The following is a 21312-nucleotide window of genomic DNA, read 5'->3' as shown; positions in this document are numbered from 1 at the left end:
AAATGATCATACCATAGGTACTTTCCGCTTGTCAACAGTCTTTTCTCAACTTATGGTAGTATCTATTTAGTATCGTCACCGACATGGTTTTTAGACAAAATTTCGGTGAGCTCTCTCATGAACATATTGATATCTTTAAATTGACGGTACACAGACGCAAATCGAATATAAGCGACCTCATCAACTGGATAGAGCTGTTCCATCATGATCTCTCCGATATCGCGGCTATTGACCTCCGCGTGGGCGGTATTGCGGATTTGCTTCTCCACCTCGGAAACAATCATATCGAGCTGCTCAATCGATACAGGTCGCTTTTCACAGGCACGAATCAAGCCTCTCAACAGCTTTTCACGGCTGAACTCCTCGCGACTGCCATCCTTTTTGATCACAATAAGCGGGGTTTCCTCAATCATTTCGAAGGTTGTAAAGCGCTTTGTGCATTTTTCGCATTCTCTGCGACGTCGTATTGATTTATTTTCATTGGCGGCTCGGGAATCAAGCACTTTGGTACCATGGTAGTCACAATAAGGACATTTCATCGGGTAACGCTCCTCTTGTTAAACGAAATTAAAAAGCTGGAATGTAATTGGCAACGAATACCTGTAATGAAGTTCACAGAAACGCACATAATAGGTTTACCAACTACAAGGAGGTGAAACACACATGGGCGCAGGACAATCTCGTAGCAGCAACGTTCTTGTAGTACCTCAAGCAGGTCAAGCATTGGATCAACTGAAATACGAAGTAGCTCAGGAATTGGGTATCTCCATTCCTCAAGACGGTTACTACGGTAACATGGCTACTCGTGACACTGGTGCAATCGGTGGACACATTACACGCCGATTAGTACAAATCGCAGAACAACAGCTTGCTGGTCAATTTAAATAACAAATGATTTGATGATGAACAAGAAGTATGGGAGGCCACTTTTACTTAGTGGCTTGTCCTATACTTCTTTGTTTTTGTTTTTCAACTGGAATGCCCCAATCCTCTGCATACAGCTTATGATACTTATTATAATAATACAAAACCCGCTGAATGTAATGTCTTGTTTCACCGTAGGGTATGGAGGCGACATTTTCCAAAGTTCCATCCCATAGTTCGTCATTCAGCCAGTGGCTGACATTTCCTTGTCCGGCATTATAGCCGGCGATCGCAAGCACTGCATTTCCCTTGAACTGCTTATGCAGCCAATTTAAGTACCAGGAGCCCATTTGGATACTTACAGCAGGATTATGTAGATCATTCTTAAATGAAGGTGAAAAGCGAGCCGTATCGACTATCCAATCCGATGTGTCCGGCATAAGCTGCATCAGGCCATAAGCCCCTTTTTTGGATTCAATATGCGTCTGATAATTGGATTCTACCCGAATGATAGCTGCAATCAGAAACGGGTCCAGTTCGTACACTGCTGCATTTTTTTGAATTTCAGTTTGATATCGAATCGGATATAACATTTTGCTAACTGAGCTGCTGGTCAAAAAAAGAAAACAAACAAAGGTAAAAAAAAGCAGGGCGAATACCCGTTTTTTTCGCCAAAAGCTGACGCTCATAACAGCCCCCTTTCCCTGAGGAACCTGTCCACCTGACCTTCCGTTAGGATCAAGTCACCCTGATTATCAATAACAATGTCAGCCTTTGCCTTTTTCAATTCAATATCCATCTGTGCCTGTAGTCTTTGCTCCGCTGCCTGCAGGGTCATTCCGTCGCGCAGCATCAAACGTTCAAGCTGAACGGCTCTGGGAACGTATACGACCATAATGGCATCATACTCAGCTTCCAATCCCGATTCATACAATAATGGAATGTCGGCAACGACCAGCTTGTCCGGATATAAGTTCTCATATTGCTCCATTCGCTCACGCATTAATGTCCTGATCGACGGATGCAGCAGATTCTGAAGATCCTTCAATGCTTCCTTATTGCCAAACACCGTTTCGCCCAGCTTCTTACGGTTTAATGTACCGTCGGGAAATAATATTTCCTTACCAAACCGGTCCACTATGGTATCAAGAGCAGGCATTCCAGGTTCCACAACTTCTCTCGCGATCCGATCGGCATCAACCAGCATCGCGCCGCGCTGCACCAGCATATTGCTAACGGTGCTTTTGCCGCAGGCGATGCCTCCGGTTAACCCTATATTCATGGTGGCTAGTCTCCTTAAAGTTTTGCTTTTGCAAAACTGACTTCGTAAGCATTCTTTTTTAAGTTTTGCTTTAGCAAAACTGACCTCGTAAGCATTCTCTTTTAAGTTTTGCTTTAGCAAAACTGACCTCGTAAGCATCTGCTTATTATAACAGCTTCATAATTCCCATCACAATCAATACAAATCCCGGAAAGACGGATAAGCTTCGCATCCAAGATAATTCTGCATATTTATAGCCTACACGCAAGCCTGCCGCCAAAAACATCCCGCTTGCCATAGCAATAACCATTGAGGTTAGCCACGGCGTAAAACCGATTAAGGCCGCACCAATCCCGGCTCCAAAAGCATCGAGTGATAAAGCGATCCCAAGAAGAAAAGCTTCATAAGGAGAAATATTGCCAGATCGATCCATATCAGCCATAGATGGTGTTCGCAAAATTTGAATGACCAAGCCAAAGCGTTTAAGCTCGATATACAATACTTCCTTGGCACTAGGCTGCACGTCTGTAGGATCGTCCACCATTCCAGTGGAGTCTTCCGTGTGTTGAACTACAGAAGACGTTGCAGCCACGCTAGCGGGCACTGCTTCTGTAGATTCCTGTTTACTTCCCAGCACCTGATACAACGCCCACATGCCGATACCGATCAGGATGATGCCACCGATGCTTTTAGCAAAAACCGGATCGACATACAAGCTAATCCAGACACCAATCTGCATCGAAGTATAAATAATAATGCCGGAGCAGCCTGAAATGATAGCAATCGATACCAAGGGCATCCGAATCTTGCGCAGGCCGTACGTCACACCTACGCCAAAACCATCCAAGCTAACCGCTAAAGCCAGCAGCATTAAGGAGATAAAAGGAAGCATGGCATTCCCTCCCGACCATTTTACCCTACTATATGGCGGATAGGTATGGAGGGTGCAGCTTTTATATAGGCTTTATCTTCTTCGCTCTGGCAGGCTTCAAGGGCTGACATTGGGGGCAATAATGAGTACCCCGTCCAGCAACAACGCTTTTTTCAATAGGCTGTCCGCAGGAATAGCAAGCTTCCCCCTTGCGGCCATACATCTTGAATTGATGCTGGAACATACCGATCTCGCCTTGTCCATTTACAAACGATTTGATCGATGAGCCACCCGCGGCGACAGCTTCACTCAGTGTCTTCACAATGGCTTCGTGCAAAGCAGCAAGCTCCTTGGATGTCAATGAATTGGCTTCACGCTCAGGGTGAATTCGAGCCAGATGCAGCGATTCATCCACATATATATTCCCGATCCCAACGATGTATTCCTGATTGAGCAGCAGCGGCTTTATTTTCGTCGAACGATGGGCAATCCGAGCACGGAACGCTGCCAGATCGAACGTCTCCTCCAACGGCTCCAGACCGAGCTTTTTGAGCGGCTGCTCCTCAAGCTCCCTTCCCTTGGGGAACAGATGCATCGTCCCGAACTGACGCACATCCTTATAGCGCAGCTCACTGCCGTCCGTAAAATGAAATACGACATGCGTATGAAGCTCTAAAGGGTCGCTGCTATCGTACAATCCGTATCTGCCTTCCATACGAAGGTGTGATACAAGTACGTAATCATCCAGAAGAAACCGTAAAAACTTGCCTCTTCGTTCTACGCTAAGAATCGTTTGTCCAGCCAACTGTATGCAAAACTCGCCGACTTCCTCAGGCTTAATAATAATTCGATTCAAATGAACACTAACATGATCAATCGTTTTACCGATGACCAGCTCGTTTAATGTTCGTCTGACAGTTTCAACCTCCGGCAATTCCGGCATGATGTCCTCACCTCTGGTTATTTGAAATTACGGTGAATAAATCTCCATTGTGCAGTTCTTTATCCGCCGTACATCTGTCTTTGATTATTTTGCTTCGTACCAATTGGAGCCTGTGTCCACATCCACTTTAAGAGGCACATCCAGCTTGAGTGCGCCCTCCATAACTTCCTTTACGGTTGTCCGCATCACTTCGATCTCGTTCTCAGGCACCTCGAATACCAATTCATCATGCACCTGCAGCAGCATACGGCTAGCCAGCCCATCACGCTTCAAGCGCTCGTCCATCTGGACCATTGCCAGCTTGATGACATCAGCCGCGGTACCCTGGATTGGGGTATTCATCGCAGTGCGTTCAGCAAAGGAGCGCAAATTAAAATTGGAAGCCGAGATTTCCGGCAAATACCGGCGGCGCTGCAGCAGGGTAGTCACGTAGCCATCCTTACGAGCTTTTAGTACGATATCGTCCATAAAACGGCGTACCCCTTGGAATACGACAAAATATTGCTCAATGAACGAAGCCGCATCCTTACGGGAAATATTCAAATTTTGCGATAAGCCGTAGTCGCTGATTCCGTACACGATTCCGAAATTAACGGCCTTGGCTTGTCGGCGCATATTGGAATCGACAGCCGATTCAGGCACGCCGAATACATCCATCGCGGTTTTCGTATGAATATCCATATCATTCAGGAAAGCTTCCATCAGATTCTTATCCTGTGAAATATGTGCAAGCACACGCAGCTCGATCTGCGAGTAGTCAGCGGTCAGAATCGACCAGCCAGGCTGTGATGGGACGAATACCTTACGGATTTTGCGTCCCTCCTCCAGACGGATCGGGATATTTTGCAAATTCGGAAATTGGGAGCTTAGACGGCCGGTTGCCGCGATCGTCTGTCTGTAATACGTATGCACTTTACCGGTTTCCGGACGTATTTCCTTTAACAGACCTTCGACATAGGTGGATTGCAGCTTGGCAAGCGACCTGTAGTTCAGAATATGGCTGATGACCGGATGATAAGGCTCCAGTCTTTCCAGCACCTCGGCATCCGTTGAATAGCCTGTTTTTGTCTTTTTGTAGGCAGGCAAATTCAGCTTTTCGAATAAAATCTCCCCAAGCTGCTTGGTCGAATTAATGTTGAATTCGCCACCGGCTGCTTCATAGATTGATTTCATGATCTTGTCCAATTGTGCAGCAAGCTCAACACCGTACTGCTTAAGTCCTTCAACATCCACCTGGATCCCTTTTTGCTCCATAGCAGCCAGGACGTTCGCAAGCGGCAGCTCCAGATCGTAGAACAGCTGATCCATATCCTTTTGCTGCAGATCCTGCTTCATGAGGATCAGAAGAGTATGAATCGCATTAGCTTTACGGCACAGGTGGTCCGTTACGATTTCAATCGCAGGAACCTTGAATTTGGCTCCCTTACCGAATACGTCCTCGTCCGTTTTGAGCGAAGGCAGGCTGTATTTGGCCAGCAGTCCATGCAGGGTAAGCGCTGATTCTGTAGGATCGAGTAAATAAGCTGCCAACAGAACATCGAATGTAGTCCCCCGAAGGGCAATACCTTGCCACGACAATGCAATCTCGGCACGATGCTGGTCATACACAGCGACTGATTTGTCCGGTGATTCCAGCCATGCCTTGAGCGTATCCACCTCAGAGCTATTCTCCTTCAACAGCTCGAATGGCACATAATAACAGGCCTGATCCGTATGAAACGAGAGCCCCAGCACATACCCGGCGTGAGGATTGTCACCAATGACCTCGACATGCAGCGATTCGACCTTGCCCAGCACATCAGTAAGCTCTGCAAGCTGCTCCAGCTTTTGGATAGCTACTGTTACAAGCTCTGCCTGCGGCTGCTGATCCGCCAGCTTCACATCTCCGCCAGTCAACTCCATTTTTTCCATTAAAGATTTGAACTCCAGCTTGTAAAACATCTCTGCCAAAGCCTGCTTCTCATATCCGTTATATGCCAGCTCGTCCCAAGGCGTGCCGATAGGAACCTCGCGGAAGATGGTTGCAAGCTCCTTGCTCATTCGCGCGTCCTCTGCGTGCTCGACAACCTTTTCCTTCATCTTGCCCTTCAACTGATCCGTGTTGGCCAGCACACCCTCGACTGAACCGTACTCGTGCAGCAGCTTTAATGCTGTCTTCTCCCCAACTCCCGGAATGCCTGGGATATTATCGCTCGTATCTCCCATCAGTCCCTTCAGATCAATGATCTGATTCGGAGTCAATCCATATTTCTCCATAATATAGGGTGGATCGTACAGCTCTACATCACTAACCCCTTTTCGTGTCAAAGCAATCTTCACATGCTCGGAAGCCAGCTGCAGCATATCCTTATCACCGCTTACGACGATAACCTCGATATTGCCAAGCTCATCTGCCATACGTGTCAAAGTGCCAATAATGTCATCTGCTTCATAGCCCTCCAGCTCATACTGGGAAACACCAAATGCCCGGATCAAATCCTTGAGTACCGGAAATTGCTCGGACAGCTCTGGAGGGGTCTTGGCTCTGCCGCCTTTGTAATCCTTATAATTCGAATGTCGAAACGTCACCTTACCCGCATCAAACGCTACAAGGAAGTGGGTAGGCTTGTGTTCTTCCATTAGTTTCAAAAGTATCGTTGTAAAGCCAAAAACAGCATTCGTGTGCAAACCACTTGAATTACTTAGCGGCGGAAGTGCAAAAAAAGCACGGTAAGCAATACTGTTGCCATCAATGACGATCAATTTGGACATTATAGCACCTCATTTTCCATACTACCTCCATGATAGCATAGGACAACACAATATAAAAAGCTTAATCCCACATTCCTGTACCTAGGTGTGACGCCATACATTCCAGCATAAACATAGGATATCAGGGTGTGCAGCAAGCTTGAACGGAGGAGATACCATTGACAGGGAAAGTTTACAAAATCCCAGGAAAAAAAGCGATCTGTTTTGATCTGAATGAGACGTTAATTCATCAAGGCATTCACTTTGAGCAGGCCTTTCGCTCCGTCTGCAGCGAGTATGGTGCTCGCGGCTTAGAGCAGGATCAAGGTGAGGTGGATAGCCTGTGGGATCGATACCAAGCCAACTGGCAGCTCAACAAAAAAACGAGGGGACCCGCTGTGTCGTTTGATCAGCTCCAGGAGCAGAGCCTCCAGCAAGCGATCCAGGAGCAGCAAATTCCGGTTCATCAAGGATTTGCGAAGGATTTTTTTCGGCTCGTTCGACAGAGACGCATTGAGGGCAAAACTCTCGTACACGGCGTGGAAAGCACGCTTCGCAACCTGTCCGGTCATTTCAAGCTCGCGATTATTAGTAACAGTCCCCATAACGAGGTCATTCATTTGCTGGAGCGATTTCAGCTTCACGCATTTTTTCCGCCAGAGCGAATATTCACTGCCCACAAGCTATCTGAGAAAAAACCGGGAAGCTCACTGTTCAAAACAGCTCTGCAAACGTTGGAGCTAACCCCGCGGCAGGCTGTTATGGTTGGAAACTCCTGGAAACACGATGTTTGCGGCGCGGTTAAGGCGGGACTTGATGTGATCTGGCTGCAAGCTCATCAGGAAAACACAAAAAAAATTTCCCGACAAAAGCTCGGGAAACGTAATATTTATTGTATTCAGGAAATTAATCAGCTGCTCGAGCTATTCCAGTAAATAGGACTCCATATCTGATTTGCCTGGTTCCGCTTCGGTCCATTCAGCCAAACCAAGATGTGTGCTGCAATACACGCTTCCGATACTTGCTTTGGACAGTTTTTTCAAGGTTGCAGCTGATTGAGAAATCTCTTCAAGGGTGATCGGTGTCTCGTTTTCACATACTATTAAAGACAAGGAGATCGTCACACCGCTCGTTTCAATTCGATTTCCTTTCCGATCCTCCACATAGGTCCAGTCATCGCCTTCATAAAATAACGGCACGCTCTGGTCGAAACGGCGGATGATTTCCTTACACATCCGATCCGGCTCATCCGTAGACGTGATCATAATAAAATCATCGCCTCCAATATGACCAACAAAATCCAATGGCTTGCCGCACAGTCCGATGGCATGCTGAAGTACATCTGCTGTGAACTGAATCAGCTGATCACCCTTTTGAAATCCATAACGGTCATTAAACCATTTAAAATAATCAAGGTCTGCGTACAAAACCGCAAAAGGCTTCTTCTCCATCAGCCTTCTTGTTAGCTCACGCTGAATCTGGATATTTCCCGGCAGCCCTGTCAGCGGGCTTGCTACCTTGGCATTTTCCATTCGGGTATTCGTGATGCATTCCAGGATCGCCCGGATGGATGAGGCGCCTGCCATCTTACCCTGGTTCGTGATAATGACAAAATCATACAAATTCGTATCCCGCGAGGTTGCCAGCTGGGAAACGGTTTCAATCGGCGTATCCTTGTCGACGATCAATGGCTTCGGATCCATCATTTGATCGATGGAACGATTCCAGAACAAAGAGAAGCCATACTGGCCCGCCAGCTTCTGAAACAGACGCTCCCGCATCATCAAGCCAACAGGCTCGTCATTAGATACGATAACAGCTCCCTGCGCCTTGACGTTGCTTTTAAAAAAATTAGCAACCTCGGAAATAAGCGCCTTGCAATCAAAAATTTGAATCGGCGCGATCACATCACCAATAGTCAATGTCCCGCCGCCCGTTTCGCGTATTTTGCGGTGCTGAACAATCAATTCAATCCATTTCGGATCAATTACCGCTATCTCCGTCGCAGGTCTGCCCAGTAGAAACCCTTGAACATAATGGATTCCCAAGCGTGTCAGCATCTGCAGCTCTTCCTGCGATTCAATGCCTTCAGCGATCAAACTGATATTCAGCTTGTCAGCAAACGAAACGAACGTTTCCACGATGTATTCTTTATTTTTATGAAGATGGATATCATGTACCAGAGACCGGTCGATTTTGATGAAATCCGGGTGCAGCTCTGCAATTGCCTGTAAAGATGAATATCCGGCTCCCGCATCGTCAATGGCAATACGATAGCCTTGATTCCGATAGTGGTCAAGTATGCGTTTGGTCGTGGTAAAGTCCTCAATGGAGCTGCGCTCCGTAATTTCAAATACGATGTTGCCAGGCTGCAGGCCGCGTGCCTGCAGCAGCTCCAAAGTTTTACCAGGTGCAAAATGCGGGTCCTGTAAAATAGCTGCGGAAATATTAATAAACAGCATTTCGTTGTTGCGTGAGAAGAATGCTCCTTTGATCGCCATTTCCCTGGCCAATTTTTCCAAGGTATATAAAAATCCTTCTTCCTCGGCAAAAGGAAATAATTTCATAGGAGAATGGAAGGAACTATTCTCTGGACCGCGCGTCAACGCCTCGTAACCGAAAACAGTACCATCCTTCAATGAAATAATAGGCTGATAAACGGAATGAATGAGCTTGGCTTCCAAAATATTATGAAACTGCTCCTTGAGGAAATCATTATCCGAATGCGCATTCGCACTCGCAAGCTGGTGAGTGTCCATATTGATCCCTACTTTGAGTAAGTTGCTATATACCCATAACTATAACAGACAACCTTCATCCCTATGTCAAAAATGACCAGGGTTTTGTTAAATTTGTGTAAAACCTTCGTTCAGCGGATATGCAAAAAAAGAGCCATAAGTAAGGCTCTTTGCTCACGTTGCCGGCTTGCTTCTATTACACGTTCAAATCTTTTCGCTTGCCGGTAACCATGTAAATCACGCCTTCACCAATATTCGTCGCATGGTCGGCAACCCGCTCCAGATAATGAGCTACAAACATCAGATGGGATAGCTGACGATTCCGTTGGAAATCACTGCTCATCAGGGCAATAATTTCATTCATCAAGGCACTGTACAGCTTATCGATTTCGTCATCCTTTTCAGCAAGCGCCGAAGCACGGTGAATATCCAGCTCCATATAGGAGAGCAGGCTTTCCTGCAGCATATTTCTAACCAGCATGGCCATCCGTGGAATATCCTCAAGCGGTTTGATTAGCTCTTCCCCGGACAATCGAATCGAGATCTTGGCAATATCGACCGCATGATCACTAATCCGCTCCAAATCCGTTGCAATCTTCAAAGCCATTCCAATGATTCTCAAATCACTTGCCATAGGCTGCTGTAAAGCAATAAGCCTTAAGCAACGCTCCTCTACCTCCAGCATCAAATCGTCGATTACATCATCCTGATTAACAGTAGTAACGGCCAGCTTCTCATCCAGCGTCGCTAACGACTCGATAGCCTTCGATATCGAATCCTCGACTAATGTCCCCATCTTGAGTAAAACCTTCTGCAGTTCCTCCACCGAATGATGAAAGTTATGGCGTGTGTCCATGTTTGGTTCTAGTCCCCTCTAGCCGAAACGGCCTGTAATATAGTCTTCTGTTCTTTGATCCGACGGAGTCGTAAAAATTTTATCCGTTTGATCCGTCTCAATCAGCAATCCATTCAGGAAAAATGAGGTGTAGTCCGAAATCCGTGCTGCCTGCTGCATGTTGTGTGTAACGATGATGATCGTATATTTTTCCTTCAAGGTCTGCGTCAATTCCTCAACCTTCAAGGTAGAGATCGGGTCCAACGCCGAGGTAGGCTCATCCATTAAAAGCACATCAGGCTCAACCGCCAACAAACGTGCAATACATAAACGCTGCTGCTGACCGCCCGACAATCCGAGCGCTGACTTGTTCAATCGATCCTTTACTTCATCCCACAAAGCCGCTTGCTGCAGACTCTTCTCTACAATCTCATCAAGAACCGATTTTTTCTTCGTTCCGTGAATTCTCGGACCGTAAGCAATATTATCGTAAATACTCATTGGAAACGGATTGGGGCGTTGAAACACCATGCCTACTTTTTTGCGAAGCGATACGACATCGGTGTCTGAACCATAAATATCCTGACCATCGACATAGATACTTCCATTAATCCGCACAATATCGATAAGATCGTTCATACGGTTCAGTGTTCTGAGGAATGTCGATTTCCCGCAGCCGGAAGGTCCGATTAACGCTACGATATTATTGCTTTTAATGTCCAATTCAACGTTGTGCAGTGCTTGGTTATCACCATAAAACAGGTTTAGTTTTTCTACTTTGATTTTATGTTTCTCAGCCACGATTATTTCCCCCCGGTCAGTCTTTTTTGAATCATTTTGCTTGGAATGGCAATACACAAGTTGAAAATCAAAACTACGATAAGCAGAAGCGCTGCGCTTCCTTGGGCAATTTGCTTGGCGTCAGGAACAATGGCCTCAGACTGTACGTACCATAGATGCGTAGCCAGCGTTTCTCCCATTGCCAAAGGACTAAAGTCTGGGAAATGGCGGGAAACCGATAACCCGGCAGTATAGATCAGAATCGCCGATTCGCCTAAGGCTCGTCCGGCAACCAGCGTAATACCCGTAATCAGGATAGGCATAGCGGCTGGTAAAAGCACCTTGCGAATGGCCTGCCAACGCGTAGAGCCGAGCGCGAGCGAAGCTTCCCAATACGATTCTGGCACGGAGCGAAGCGATTCTTCCGTCACCCGGACCAATACAGGCAAATTTAGCAAGGACAGTGTAGCGGCACCGCCGATAATCGAGAATTTCAAGCCAAGCAGATTAACGAATAACAAGAAACCGAACAATCCAAAAACAATGGATGGCACCGAAGACAGAGCCTCAACGGATATCCGAATGAAATCTGTAAACCGATTTTGTTTGGCATAGATGGATAAGTATACCCCTGCGCCTATCCCGATCGGAACGGAAAACAATAAGGATAAAAACAGGATATAGAAGGAGTTGAACAGCATAGGGCCAACCCCGCCGCCTGCCATTACCTCCGAAGGTTTACCTGTAATGAAGTTCCATGATAGCTGGGGAAGTCCATCTCCTAATATACGGATCAGGAACCAAGCCAGCAGCAGCATAATGACAACACCGGTAGTCCAGAAAAACAGGGTAGCCGCGCGGTCCGTTGTTTTGCTCGTCATTTCACTTCACTCCTTTTGGCAACGATCCGGATGGCGATTATCATGAACAAGGAAATCAACAACAGCACGAGGGCCATCATGTACAAGGCATTATTCCAAACCGTACCGTAATTTGTGTTACCCATATCCTTAACGATAGCTGTCGTTAGTACCGTTGTTGATTCTAACAATGAGCCCGGGATTTGCGGTGAGTTACCGATGACCATGAACACCGCCATCGTTTCTCCAATTGCTCTTCCCATGCCGAGAATAATACCCGTTATAATACCGGGACGCGCCGCTGGTACAAGCACCCTCCATATCGTCTGCCAGCGTGTTGCTCCCAGCGCCAGTGAAGCCTCTTCAAGCCGACTTGGCAGCGCACGCAGTGCATCCTCAGAGATGGAGAGGATCGTTGGCAGGATCATGATGGCGAGGATGATAGCCGCTGGTAAAATCCCATATCCAATGGTTCCTGTGATCTTGGCAAGACCTGGTACCACTACAGTCAAACCGATCAGACCGTATACTACAGACGGAATGCCGACGAACAAATCTGTTGCTGGGCGCATAATTTCGCGAACCCATCGTGGTGCAATTTTGGCGAGAAACACAGCTCCTGACAAGGCTAACGGTACCGATAAAACAACGGAGATCAGCGTTAACAGCAGGGTGCTGTACAGAAAGGCGAAGATTCCGAATTCCCCTTTGGTTGGTGTCCAATCTGGAGAAAAGAAGAAGGTCCATGGTGTTACATCACTAAACGTCTTAACACCCTGGATTCCGACGAATGCGATGACGGAGAAAATAATGGCCGATACAATAATGGCACTTCCGACAAAAATTAGCTTCATCATCTGATCGGTTCGATTTTGCCGTTTGGTCCATTGGCTTACTTGTTTGTGTTTTAAAGCTGCTCTTTCAGTGAGTTGATCAGCGAAAGAATTCACAGGATGTTTCCCCCTCAAATAAATTAGCATACGAGCCTTCAAGTATACGTACAGTGGTGAGCTCGGCCTGAATGTTCTTTATTCATCATAGAGGACAATTGTTAATCCCATACAATTCAATTGTTAAGGGAATGTAAAAAGTGGAGGAAGTTCGGTGAATAAGTGGCGCTGCAGGGACGAAATGTTCTTCCGATCGCTGTTGTTCAAGGATTTCTTCATTATGTAAGTGATTTAGAGGTGGAAATCCTTGAACAAAGGCGAACGCTCCGCTTCTCCAGAACACTTTCGTCCCCTCCGCGCCTGATTCACCGCACTTCCGGGTTGTCGTAGAGAACGGGGGAAGCATTGCGTTGCCGCTTCCCTAAGAGCAAGGGCAGAGCAAGGGAAAAGCAAGAGCAATCGCACAACGCAAAAAGGATACGGAGATCGCTCCGCATCCTACTTGATTAAGAAGTACTTATTTTTTCAAAAGGTTGGCTGGTAAGAATTTCAACTCTTCAACTCTTTTGCTTTGGAATTCAGAACCTGTGATGTAATCCAGGAATGCTTTAACAGCATCTTTAGCTTCACCTTTAGTGTACATATGCTCAACACCATACAAAGGGTATTTGCCATCTTTAATTGAATCTTTGCTGAAAGCTACATCATTAAATTTCAAGGCTTTGATCGTATCGTTCAGGTAAGGCGTGTCCACATAACCGATAGAATTTTGAGTAGAACCTACAGTAGTTGCAACTGCACCACTGGACTCTTGAGTAACGCCATCTTTAGTGAAGTCTTTGTTATCAAGCACGATTTGCTTAACAAGTGTTCTGGAGCCGGAGCTGTCTGGACGGTGAACAACCACGATTTTAGCATCTGTTTTGCCGTCGATTTCTTTCCAGTTCGTGATTTTACCCATGAAAATATCAGCAGCTTGCTGCTTGCTAAGATTGTCAACAGGAACATTTTTGTTAACGATCAATGCAAAAGGTGCAATTGCCGCAACATGGTCTACCAGGTTTTTGTCTTTGTACTCGTCGCCAGCAGCAACGTCGGAGTTACCGATATCGGAAGTGCCGTCTGCAACGTTTTTCAAGCCAGTGCCAGATCCACCGGCAGTTACGTTAACGGTTACTTTAGGATTTTTCTCCATAAATTCAGTTGCAGCTTGTTTCACTAATGGAAGAAGTGCGCTGGAACCGGAAGCTGTTACTGTGCCTGTTAATTCTTTAGGTGCTTCTGTTTTAGCAGGAGCTGCCGGTGCTGCTGCATTAGTAGCTGGTGCTTTTGTATCCGTATTTGGAGCTGCCGTTTGAGTACCACACGCTGCGAGTACCCCCATTAATAATACTGTCATCATTGCAAGACTGCCTTTTCTTGAGAAATGCTTCAACATCTTTGCATGTCCTCCCTTTTATCCTCTAGTATTTTTTGTTTACTTGAACATCTTAACAAGCGAGTGTAAAGTCTAAACCCTCAAAACGTTAACGGAATGTAAAAGTTTTTTTGTCGAGTTTTAGCTAAATTTAATCATTTTTTTACAAACTATGGACTTGTATTTAATAATCAACTCGCATAATAGGAAACAAATCACGAATGCCCAATTGTATCGTTTGGACTATTGATTTTAATAATGGAGGGATTAAATGAGCATTCTAATAAGTAAGAAGACAATTTCATTTCCTGCGTTGTCCCTAAAATTAAAGCTGATGCTTGGTTTTGCCGGGATGCTGGTACTATTCCTGGGAATGGCGCTTTATAATTTACAGCAGGTTAACGACATCAAAATTCAGCTCAGTCAGCAAAATGATAAGGTCGAGCTCAAGCTGATGGCGTTAGAGCTAAAAGAAATGGTTCAGGAGCTGAATATTATTGCATCCGGACTCGAAATTTCCAAGAAAGCCGATTACATACCGAAGTATAATGAGAAAAGAGCCATTTTCGATAAAATGATCAAACGTGTCGGTGACACAGCTACTACACCTGAACAAGCCAAATGGCGCAGCAAGCTGATCTCGCTGACAGTCGATTATACAAATACATTTGACGTCGCGGCCAAGCTGGTACAGGAAAATAAGCTGACAGCGGACGATCTTAACAAAAATATGGAATATCTATACAATGAATCACAAACGCTCATGGGCGATATCTTCGTCAATGTGGATCAATTCTATGTTGCTTATTCAAAGGATGCTGAGAACGCAGTCGCCAATACCCAGCAGTTGCTTAACAATACAGTAACCATGATGCTCATCTGCTCGATCATCGTCGTTATCTCCAGTATTGCTATTGCATTCTTACTGATCAGTTCATTTGTTAAACCCATCAAAAGGCTGCAGCACGCAGTACATGCTATGGCTAATGGTGATTTGCGCAATAAAATCAACAGTCATTCAAAGGATGAGCTTGGAGCCTTAAGCAACAGCTTTGACCATATGACCGATCAGGTCCGCAGCATGCTGGCTCATACCCAGGAGATTGCGCTTTCCTTATCTGAGCATTCCAAAATGTCTCAAGGCTTCTCAGGGTCAACGGCTAATGTAAATGCAGATATCGTTCGTGCCATTCAAGAAATATCGACAGGCGCCGAGCAGCAGGCCTCTCATTCTGAACAGAGCACTCATATCATTGCCGAGCTGGGCCAGGAAATCGAGCTGATCTCCGGGTTGTCCAAAGCCGTTCATGAAAGAAGCAACGAAGCTGCCTTCAATACACATACGGGCTCAAACTCCATGGAGGCTCTCCGCAGTGCTTCCCAAATATCTGAAAGCATACTTGATAAAGTACATCAGACCATGACATCGCTATCTGCCAGCTCGGTACAAATCAACAAAATTGTCAATACGATTACCGATATCTCTCAACAAACCAATGTGCTTTCTCTGAATGCTGCAATAGAAGCGGCGAGGGCTGGCGTTCACGGTCGAGGCTTCTCGGTTATTGCCGAGGAAGTAAGGCAGCTGTCCCTACAGACAAATGATTCGTCAAAATCAATTGCCTCGATCATACATTCGCTGCTGGCACAAACGAAAGATTTGGAACTATATATAGAAGAAGCACGTAAATCATTCATTCTGCAAAATGGTAAAATGAATGAAAGTGTCGAAGCTTTTCAGGAAATCCGCAGCTCCATGGATGCACTCTCACAGGATATTAATCAGATCCAGAGCCAAATCGTCCTTGCCCAGAAAAAAAATGAAAGCCTGATTGATTCTGTACAAATCGTTGCAGCCATCGCTCAGGAAACAGCAGCAGGCGTTGAAGAGGTTACCTCCTCATCTATCCAGCAAAATGCAGCCATTCAGCAAATTGCATCACAAGCCGATGATATGATGCTGTTATCGCAAAAGCTGTTTAATGAAGTGAATCGATTCCAGATTGGAAATCCAACACTATTGGAACATGCTGATTCGAGTCAAGCTGGTGAAGTCTTACTTGAGGAGGAGGATGTTGTTGCTAATCTCCATGAATGGAGTGAGCTTGAAAACACCTGCCCGGAGCAGGAGCCGCTTTCGCATACAGCAGCAGCCAATGAAAACGGTCAAAATTTATCAGAGAATATGTCGATGCTTACTGCCGAGCAATTGGCTTCGAAATCAGCCGATACGGTGAATGTAGATTCTAATAAAAGTAAAGTGCAAGAGGAAGAAGAAGACAAAGAAAAAAAACTCATAACTATCGGTTAACAGAGGAAGCCCCGCACCGGATATGAATTCCGAGCGGGGCTTGTGTGTTCGAGCACATCGGTATACAGCAGAATATAACGTTTGTTTAGCGCTTGGATTTTAAATTCCCAAGAGTTGTATGGTCATCCATCTCTGGAAGCCTGCGCCCCTTCCCAACCTTCAACCTTTGAGCCGTGTAAATACCTGTATGTCCGGAGCATAAGTAACTGATCACAACAGCCACAAACATATAGACTGCCGCCTCAGAGCCAAACAGCTCAATGCCCAACAGGAAGCATGCAATCGGAGTATTCGTTGCGCCGCTAAATACGGCAATTAAGCCAATTCCCGCCAAAAATGGACCATGCAGCTGCAAAAGAGCACCCAGCGTATTCCCCAAAGTTGCACCGATCACAAACAACGGCGTCACCTCTCCACCCTGAAAACCAGTTCCAAGCGTAATCGATGTGAAAATCAGCTTCCATAAAAAGGCAAAAGATGCCGTTGTTTCCTGAAAGGAATCCTCTAGCAGCGGCAATCCCAGTCCCAGATAATCCCGGGAACCGATAGCCAACGTCAGCACGATGATCATACAACCGCCGACAAAGGATTTCAGCGCGGCATTTTTGAATATTCGTGTACATATAGCCTTCAGTTTATGGGTCAGCTCGCTAAACAAGCGACTGGTTAAGCCAAAGATAATCGCCGCAGCAGCAACCTTCAACAGGACGACCGCACTGAGCGGCGGCACTTGCCCCATTGAGTAATGAGCATGTGTCACTCCCCATCCCAGCGTCACCGCATGTCCAACCAGACTTGCTATCAGACACGGAAGTATGGCCTCATAGCTGATCAGACCGATGATTAACACTTCCATTCCAAACAGAGCCCCTGCTAGCGGTGTGCCGAACACGGACCCGAAGCCTGCGCTAATCCCGCACATTAGCAAAATTTTACGATCATCCGGGTGAATACGCAACAGCTTGCCCAGATATTCGGACAAGCTGCCCCCCATTTGAACCGCCGTCCCTTCACGACCTGCCGAGCCGCCGAACAAATGAGTCAACACCGTGCCGATCAGCACAAAGGGAGCCATACGCAATGGTATAGTTTCGCGTCCATTATGGATTTGCTCCAAAATGAGATTGTTGCCTTTTATACTATTGCTGCCATAATTGTGATATATCCAGCTGACCAAAGCTCCACCAAAAGGTAATAAATATAACAGCCACGGATGTTCGTAACGCAAGCTTGTAGCCGAATCCAGACTCAACAAAAATAACGCCGAGGCCGAGCCGGTCAAGACGCCTACCACACCCGCAAGCACTAACCACCACAGTACATACTTGATGAAGCCCAAGTGCGCCCCCCATTTATCCAGCCAGTAGTTCATATTCCACTTTCACTCCCCGAACACTCTTTCACGTAATAATACTTCTCATGAAATACATGCGCAAGAAATTAATCCGTATTAGAACATCATTCGGAATAGGTATCACCATCAACTTCGATAGAATGTGACATTTGTACCGTTAATAGCATCAAAAAAAGAGCTGCATTTCTACAGCTCTAACATGTATGAGAGTTAGCTTTGATATTTAATAAATTTATTCAATTTTCGATCAAGCATTACACTAAGCTGGACCAAGAGAGGATCGTGTAAACTTTCCGTTTGATCGTACACATTGATCATGCAATTTTTTAAGGCTTCAATCTCTGCAACAAGCAAAACCAATCTTACTTTTTGAAGCTGTCGACTTTTCGTAAGCTCCATACACATTCCTCCTTTGGTTGTGAAAAGAGTATTTCGGTAACTGGCTGGCATAGTCTTATAGACTTTAGCCCCTAATAGTTTTGCGTCCCCATTTTTCAATGGCTTTGCCTTTTTCGATATTGCGTATGCTATTCTATTATACTACAAATATCGCTAATTTAAATAGAATTAAAGCACTAGTTGCTCGACATTATTTGCGCTTTTACTAAATTTTTTGTCATATATTATTATTCTAAAATTGGGGAATTCGCTTTTCTTTCAATGACAAACACCCATATTGGCATCAGTCCAATCACTTTTCCGCTGACATTCATAATATGCACTATACAAGGCGCGAGGAGGGATAAACATGGGTGCACTCGGAGTTGGCGGAAGCTGTGCAGGATACGGTTTTGGAACTACTACAGCCGTTATTCTGGTTCTCTATATTCTGCTTGTTATTATTTTAAGAACATTCTAAAGCAGTGATCTAACCACCTCCCAATCAACTCGGGAGGTGGTTACTGACTACCATTTTGGTGTGTGAACATGAAATTTCGAAAAACACAAAGCCATTAGTTAAAATCTTCGGAATCATAGGAAGAAATCTTATCAAATATCACGACCTCATGTCTCGCTAGGAACGGACCCTTTTTCAATGGGTTTTCAAATGTGTAACGTGCCGGACCTGTACCCGCAGATTTGGCATCATGCCAAGCTACGAAGGCATTATAATCAGCTGAAGAAAGGATAAACTCCTCTACTTTGCCATTTGTTAAAGTAATACTTAAAGCAGTTCCTGTAGTAATTTCAGCTGCTTCTGTAGGTGTTCCACTTCCGCTAATGCCGTACTCATCATAATTAAATTTTAAAATCTTGTCGAAAATCAGGTTGTTATTACGCACTAAGAAAGAACCTTTCAGGTGCTGATTAACGAAAGTATATTTGGCCGGACCTGTACCTGCCGCTTTGGAATCGTACCAATTGAGAAAAGCCGTTAATTCCGTTTTGGAAATATTGTATTCAAAGATATCTCCATTTGTCATGGTTGTGGTAAGGATAACCCTGCTTGTACCCATAGGTGTAGTTGAGGCTTCGTTGGAGTTGATGCTTTCTCCACCTGCATTTAAAGCTGTGACTACATAATAGTACTTAGTTCCATTTGTAACTGTGGTGTCTGTATAAGGCGAACCGTAAACGTTGCTGGCAACCGTGGCATATGGGCCGTTTGCAGTTGTAGAACGTTTGACGTTGTAGCCAGTTGCTCCAGTTACAGAGGACCAAGTCAGAATAACCTGGGCATCTCCTGCTGTAGCTACCAAATTTGTTATTGCCGGTATGGAGGGAACCGCCCTCTCCATCATTTCCAATTCGTGAATATCAAGATTCACATTATAGGTAGTTGATCCGTTATTGGCACTTATATTAATTCTATATTTTTTAAAAGCAATATTGTTTTCAAATGTAAAAGCTTTAGAATCACCATCTACCCAATGGGTTATATTATCCCTTGAATCGAGTATTGTCCAATTCACATTATCGTTAGTTCCTTCAAATGTCCACTTTTTAGGTGCATCGTTAGCATAGGGAACATTTGAATAAGCACCAAAATCGAGAACATACCTAACTACGGTCTTAGGCAATGGAAATTCATAGGCCAACCATCCTTGCGTTGCATGGGTTCCCCAAGCACTATAATTACTAGTTGAAGAAGAATATTTTTTTATTCCATCAAAAGCTTTCCAAGCAGGTAAAGTACCGTCCCGTCCTGTATATTCATCACTCGCCGTCACAATTCCACCAGAAGATGTATTGGAAGTCATAATCGGAATGATATTGTTTGTATAGGGAAGGGCACTAGCTTGCGGAAATGAGAAAGCACTATCAGATTGTCGACTTTCTCCATCTGGATTTAACGCAGTAACTTTATAATAATATTCAACCCCATTTAGAACTGTATTATCAGTATAGGAGGCCGCTGCTACGTTAGAGGCTATTTTTGTATAGTTTCCATTTATTGTTTCTGATCGATACACATTGTAACCTACAGCTGTAGCTAAAGCTTTCCAAGACAAATTTGTTAAAGCATCACCTGTAACCGCCACTAAATTAGTTGGGTAAGTTAGTCGATCCGACATTTCCATTTCTGCAATAGCCACATAGCTTGGTATCGTATGTGTATCAATCCAAAATACTCTCCAATACCTAAAGCTATTTGTTGGAGTCCAAAAAAACTCTTGCTTGCTTCCATTTTGAAGTGCTACTCCAGTAAACTGATCTACCCAATCTATATCATTCGAGGAACCTTGAACTTTAAAGTTTTTCATACCTGCTCCATAATTACCTACTGCATCAGCCTGATATTTGAGTTTAGCGATCGCTTTGGACGTTGCGAAATCTACCTTAATCCACGAATTAGCCCCACTAGCAGAAAAAAATGAATTAGGAGAATTATATCCATCCCAAATATTGTTAAAGGCTTTTGGCGCTTCATAGTTTGAGCTATAGGTAGAACTTGCAGTAAATGCAGTAGTTGGCAATCCATCTGTTAAATCACTTGAGTATTCATCTTCTGCATAAACCACGACTCCAAAAATAGACATTAAAATTAACACAAATCCAATTAAAGCTATCAATTTCTTTTTCAAAACAAATCTCTCCCTTATTTTCCAATATATTATGTATAAGACAAATAGTAGATTACAATAATTTACATCAGATGTCTGAACATATATAACCATATATTGTTAATAAAGGATCATATTTTCATGATTGTTATAGGTAAATAAATAGAAGCCTTGACCAAGAGGAGTATGATTTTAAAACTGAACTGAATTTTGTTCTTGTAGTAATCAGTATGGAATCGAAAACGATAGATTAATATAGATTTATATAATCCAATGGTTAATTTTTCCAAATGATAGATATATGGGGTACATATGAACAAAATGGCTTTATTCGTGATATTGAGTTCTGTTATCATTTTGTGAAGCGGTTGTGTTAAAGGGGATTTTCATGTAACAGTGAACCGGGATCAGTCTGCTGAGCTGGATTATAAAAAAACGCACAACCCGTCGAGC

The 21312-nt window shown here is 44.7% G+C and carries 19 protein-coding genes and 1 riboswitch; of the genes, 4 read left to right on the top strand and 15 right to left on the bottom strand.

The features are described from left to right. Positions 1–62 precede the first annotated feature (62 nt). On the bottom strand, positions 63–539 hold the full coding sequence (gene nrdR / locus LRL21_RS26980) for a transcriptional regulator NrdR (RefSeq protein ID WP_076229045.1): 477 nt from the start codon (positions 537–539) through the stop codon (positions 63–65). A 124-nt stretch (positions 540–663) separates the two neighbouring features. Here nrdR and LRL21_RS26975 point away from each other — a divergent pair, with 124 nt between their 5' ends. Further along, a complete protein-coding gene (locus LRL21_RS26975) occupies positions 664–888 on the top strand; it encodes an alpha/beta-type small acid-soluble spore protein (protein ID WP_076229044.1) in 225 nt (74 codons plus the stop codon). A 41-nt stretch (positions 889–929) separates the two neighbouring features. Here the strand turns inward: LRL21_RS26975 and LRL21_RS26970 are convergent, their stop codons facing one another. The 5 genes from LRL21_RS26970 to polA form a co-directional block, all read right to left on the bottom strand. Beyond that, positions 930–1553: a lytic transglycosylase domain-containing protein gene (locus LRL21_RS26970; RefSeq protein ID WP_240418882.1), complete on the bottom strand. Its 624-nt coding sequence runs from the start codon at positions 1551–1553 to the stop codon at positions 930–932. After that, positions 1550–2146, bottom strand: coding sequence for a dephospho-CoA kinase (gene coaE, locus LRL21_RS26965; protein WP_240418881.1), 597 nt, complete (start codon positions 2144–2146; stop codon positions 1550–1552). The genes LRL21_RS26970 and coaE overlap by 4 nt, the downstream gene beginning before the upstream one ends. A gap of 145 nt (positions 2147–2291) precedes the next feature. Next, complete coding sequence (locus LRL21_RS26960; protein ID WP_240418880.1) at positions 2292–3017, bottom strand: MntP/YtaF family protein; 726 nt, start codon at positions 3015–3017, stop codon at positions 2292–2294. 61 nt (positions 3018–3078) lie between these two features. Then, positions 3079–3939, bottom strand: a complete 861-nt coding sequence (mutM, locus tag LRL21_RS26955) for a DNA-formamidopyrimidine glycosylase (protein ID WP_240418879.1) — start codon at positions 3937–3939, stop codon at positions 3079–3081. Positions 3940–4023: 84 nt separating this feature from the next. Next, positions 4024–6690 (bottom strand): DNA polymerase I, encoded by a 2667-nt coding sequence (gene polA / locus LRL21_RS26950; RefSeq protein ID WP_240418878.1) that lies wholly within the window; start codon positions 6688–6690, stop codon positions 4024–4026. 158 nt (positions 6691–6848) lie between these two features. Between polA and LRL21_RS26945 the strand changes: the two genes are divergently transcribed. Then, entirely contained in the window at positions 6849–7604 is a 756-nt protein-coding gene (locus tag LRL21_RS26945) for an HAD family hydrolase (RefSeq protein ID WP_240418877.1), read from the top strand. On the opposite strand, the gene LRL21_RS26940 is transcribed toward LRL21_RS26945, so the two are convergent. From LRL21_RS26940 to LRL21_RS26915, 6 genes are all read right to left on the bottom strand, one after another. Next, on the bottom strand, positions 7593–9428 hold the full coding sequence (locus LRL21_RS26940) for a GGDEF domain-containing protein (RefSeq protein ID WP_240418876.1): 1836 nt from the start codon (positions 9426–9428) through the stop codon (positions 7593–7595). The two genes, LRL21_RS26945 and LRL21_RS26940, sit on opposite strands and share 12 nt — an antisense overlap. Before the next feature lie 175 nt (positions 9429–9603). Then, positions 9604–10263 carry a phosphate signaling complex protein PhoU gene (gene phoU / locus LRL21_RS26935; protein ID WP_240418875.1) on the bottom strand — a complete coding sequence of 220 codons (660 nt, stop codon included), beginning with the start codon at positions 10261–10263 and terminating at the stop codon, positions 9604–9606. Between the two features lie 18 nt (positions 10264–10281). Continuing rightward, entirely contained in the window at positions 10282–11043 is a 762-nt protein-coding gene (gene pstB / locus LRL21_RS26930; protein WP_372237345.1) for a phosphate ABC transporter ATP-binding protein PstB, read from the bottom strand. Positions 11044–11045: 2 nt separating this feature from the next. Beyond that, positions 11046–11903: a phosphate ABC transporter permease PstA gene (pstA, locus tag LRL21_RS26925; protein ID WP_240418874.1), complete on the bottom strand. Its 858-nt coding sequence runs from the start codon at positions 11901–11903 to the stop codon at positions 11046–11048. Beyond that, positions 11900–12832 (bottom strand): phosphate ABC transporter permease subunit PstC, encoded by a 933-nt coding sequence (gene pstC / locus LRL21_RS26920; protein WP_240418873.1) that lies wholly within the window; start codon positions 12830–12832, stop codon positions 11900–11902. The genes pstA and pstC overlap by 4 nt, the downstream gene beginning before the upstream one ends. Positions 12833–13289: 457 nt before the next feature. Further along, positions 13290–14210 carry a phosphate ABC transporter substrate-binding protein gene (locus tag LRL21_RS26915; protein ID WP_240418872.1) on the bottom strand — a complete coding sequence of 307 codons (921 nt, stop codon included), beginning with the start codon at positions 14208–14210 and terminating at the stop codon, positions 13290–13292. Between the two features lie 250 nt (positions 14211–14460). Between LRL21_RS26915 and LRL21_RS26910 the strand changes: the two genes are divergently transcribed. Further along, positions 14461–16500, top strand: a complete 2040-nt coding sequence (locus LRL21_RS26910) for a methyl-accepting chemotaxis protein (protein WP_240418871.1) — start codon at positions 14461–14463, stop codon at positions 16498–16500. 85 nt (positions 16501–16585) lie between these two features. Here LRL21_RS26910 and LRL21_RS26905 read toward each other — a convergent pair whose 3' ends face one another. Both LRL21_RS26905 and LRL21_RS26900 read right to left on the bottom strand, forming a co-directional pair. Then, on the bottom strand, positions 16586–17872 hold the full coding sequence (locus tag LRL21_RS26905; RefSeq protein WP_240418870.1) for a voltage-gated chloride channel family protein: 1287 nt from the start codon (positions 17870–17872) through the stop codon (positions 16586–16588). 192 nt (positions 17873–18064) lie between these two features. Continuing rightward, positions 18065–18253, bottom strand: a complete 189-nt coding sequence (locus LRL21_RS26900; RefSeq protein ID WP_240418869.1) for a Spo0E family sporulation regulatory protein-aspartic acid phosphatase — start codon at positions 18251–18253, stop codon at positions 18065–18067. Positions 18254–18285: 32 nt separating this feature from the next. Next, positions 18286–18372: riboswitch (cyclic di-GMP riboswitch) on the bottom strand. A 230-nt stretch (positions 18373–18602) separates the two neighbouring features. On the opposite strand from LRL21_RS26900, the gene LRL21_RS26895 reads away from it, so the two are divergent. Beyond that, positions 18603–18713: a sporulation protein YjcZ gene (locus tag LRL21_RS26895; RefSeq protein ID WP_240418868.1), complete on the top strand. Its 111-nt coding sequence runs from the start codon at positions 18603–18605 to the stop codon at positions 18711–18713. Positions 18714–18807: 94 nt separating this feature from the next. On the opposite strand, the gene LRL21_RS26890 is transcribed toward LRL21_RS26895, so the two are convergent. After that, on the bottom strand, positions 18808–20880 hold the full coding sequence (locus LRL21_RS26890) for a discoidin domain-containing protein (protein ID WP_240418867.1): 2073 nt from the start codon (positions 20878–20880) through the stop codon (positions 18808–18810). Positions 20881–21312 lie beyond the last annotated feature (432 nt).

Origin of the sequence: Paenibacillus periandrae (genome assembly GCF_022458865.1) — a bacterium.
Taxonomy (GTDB): Bacteria; Bacillota; Bacilli; order Paenibacillales; family NBRC-103111; genus Paenibacillus_S; species Paenibacillus_S periandrae.
The sequence above is the reverse complement of the archived record's forward strand: the minus strand, read 5'-3'. Positions and strand labels throughout refer to the sequence as shown.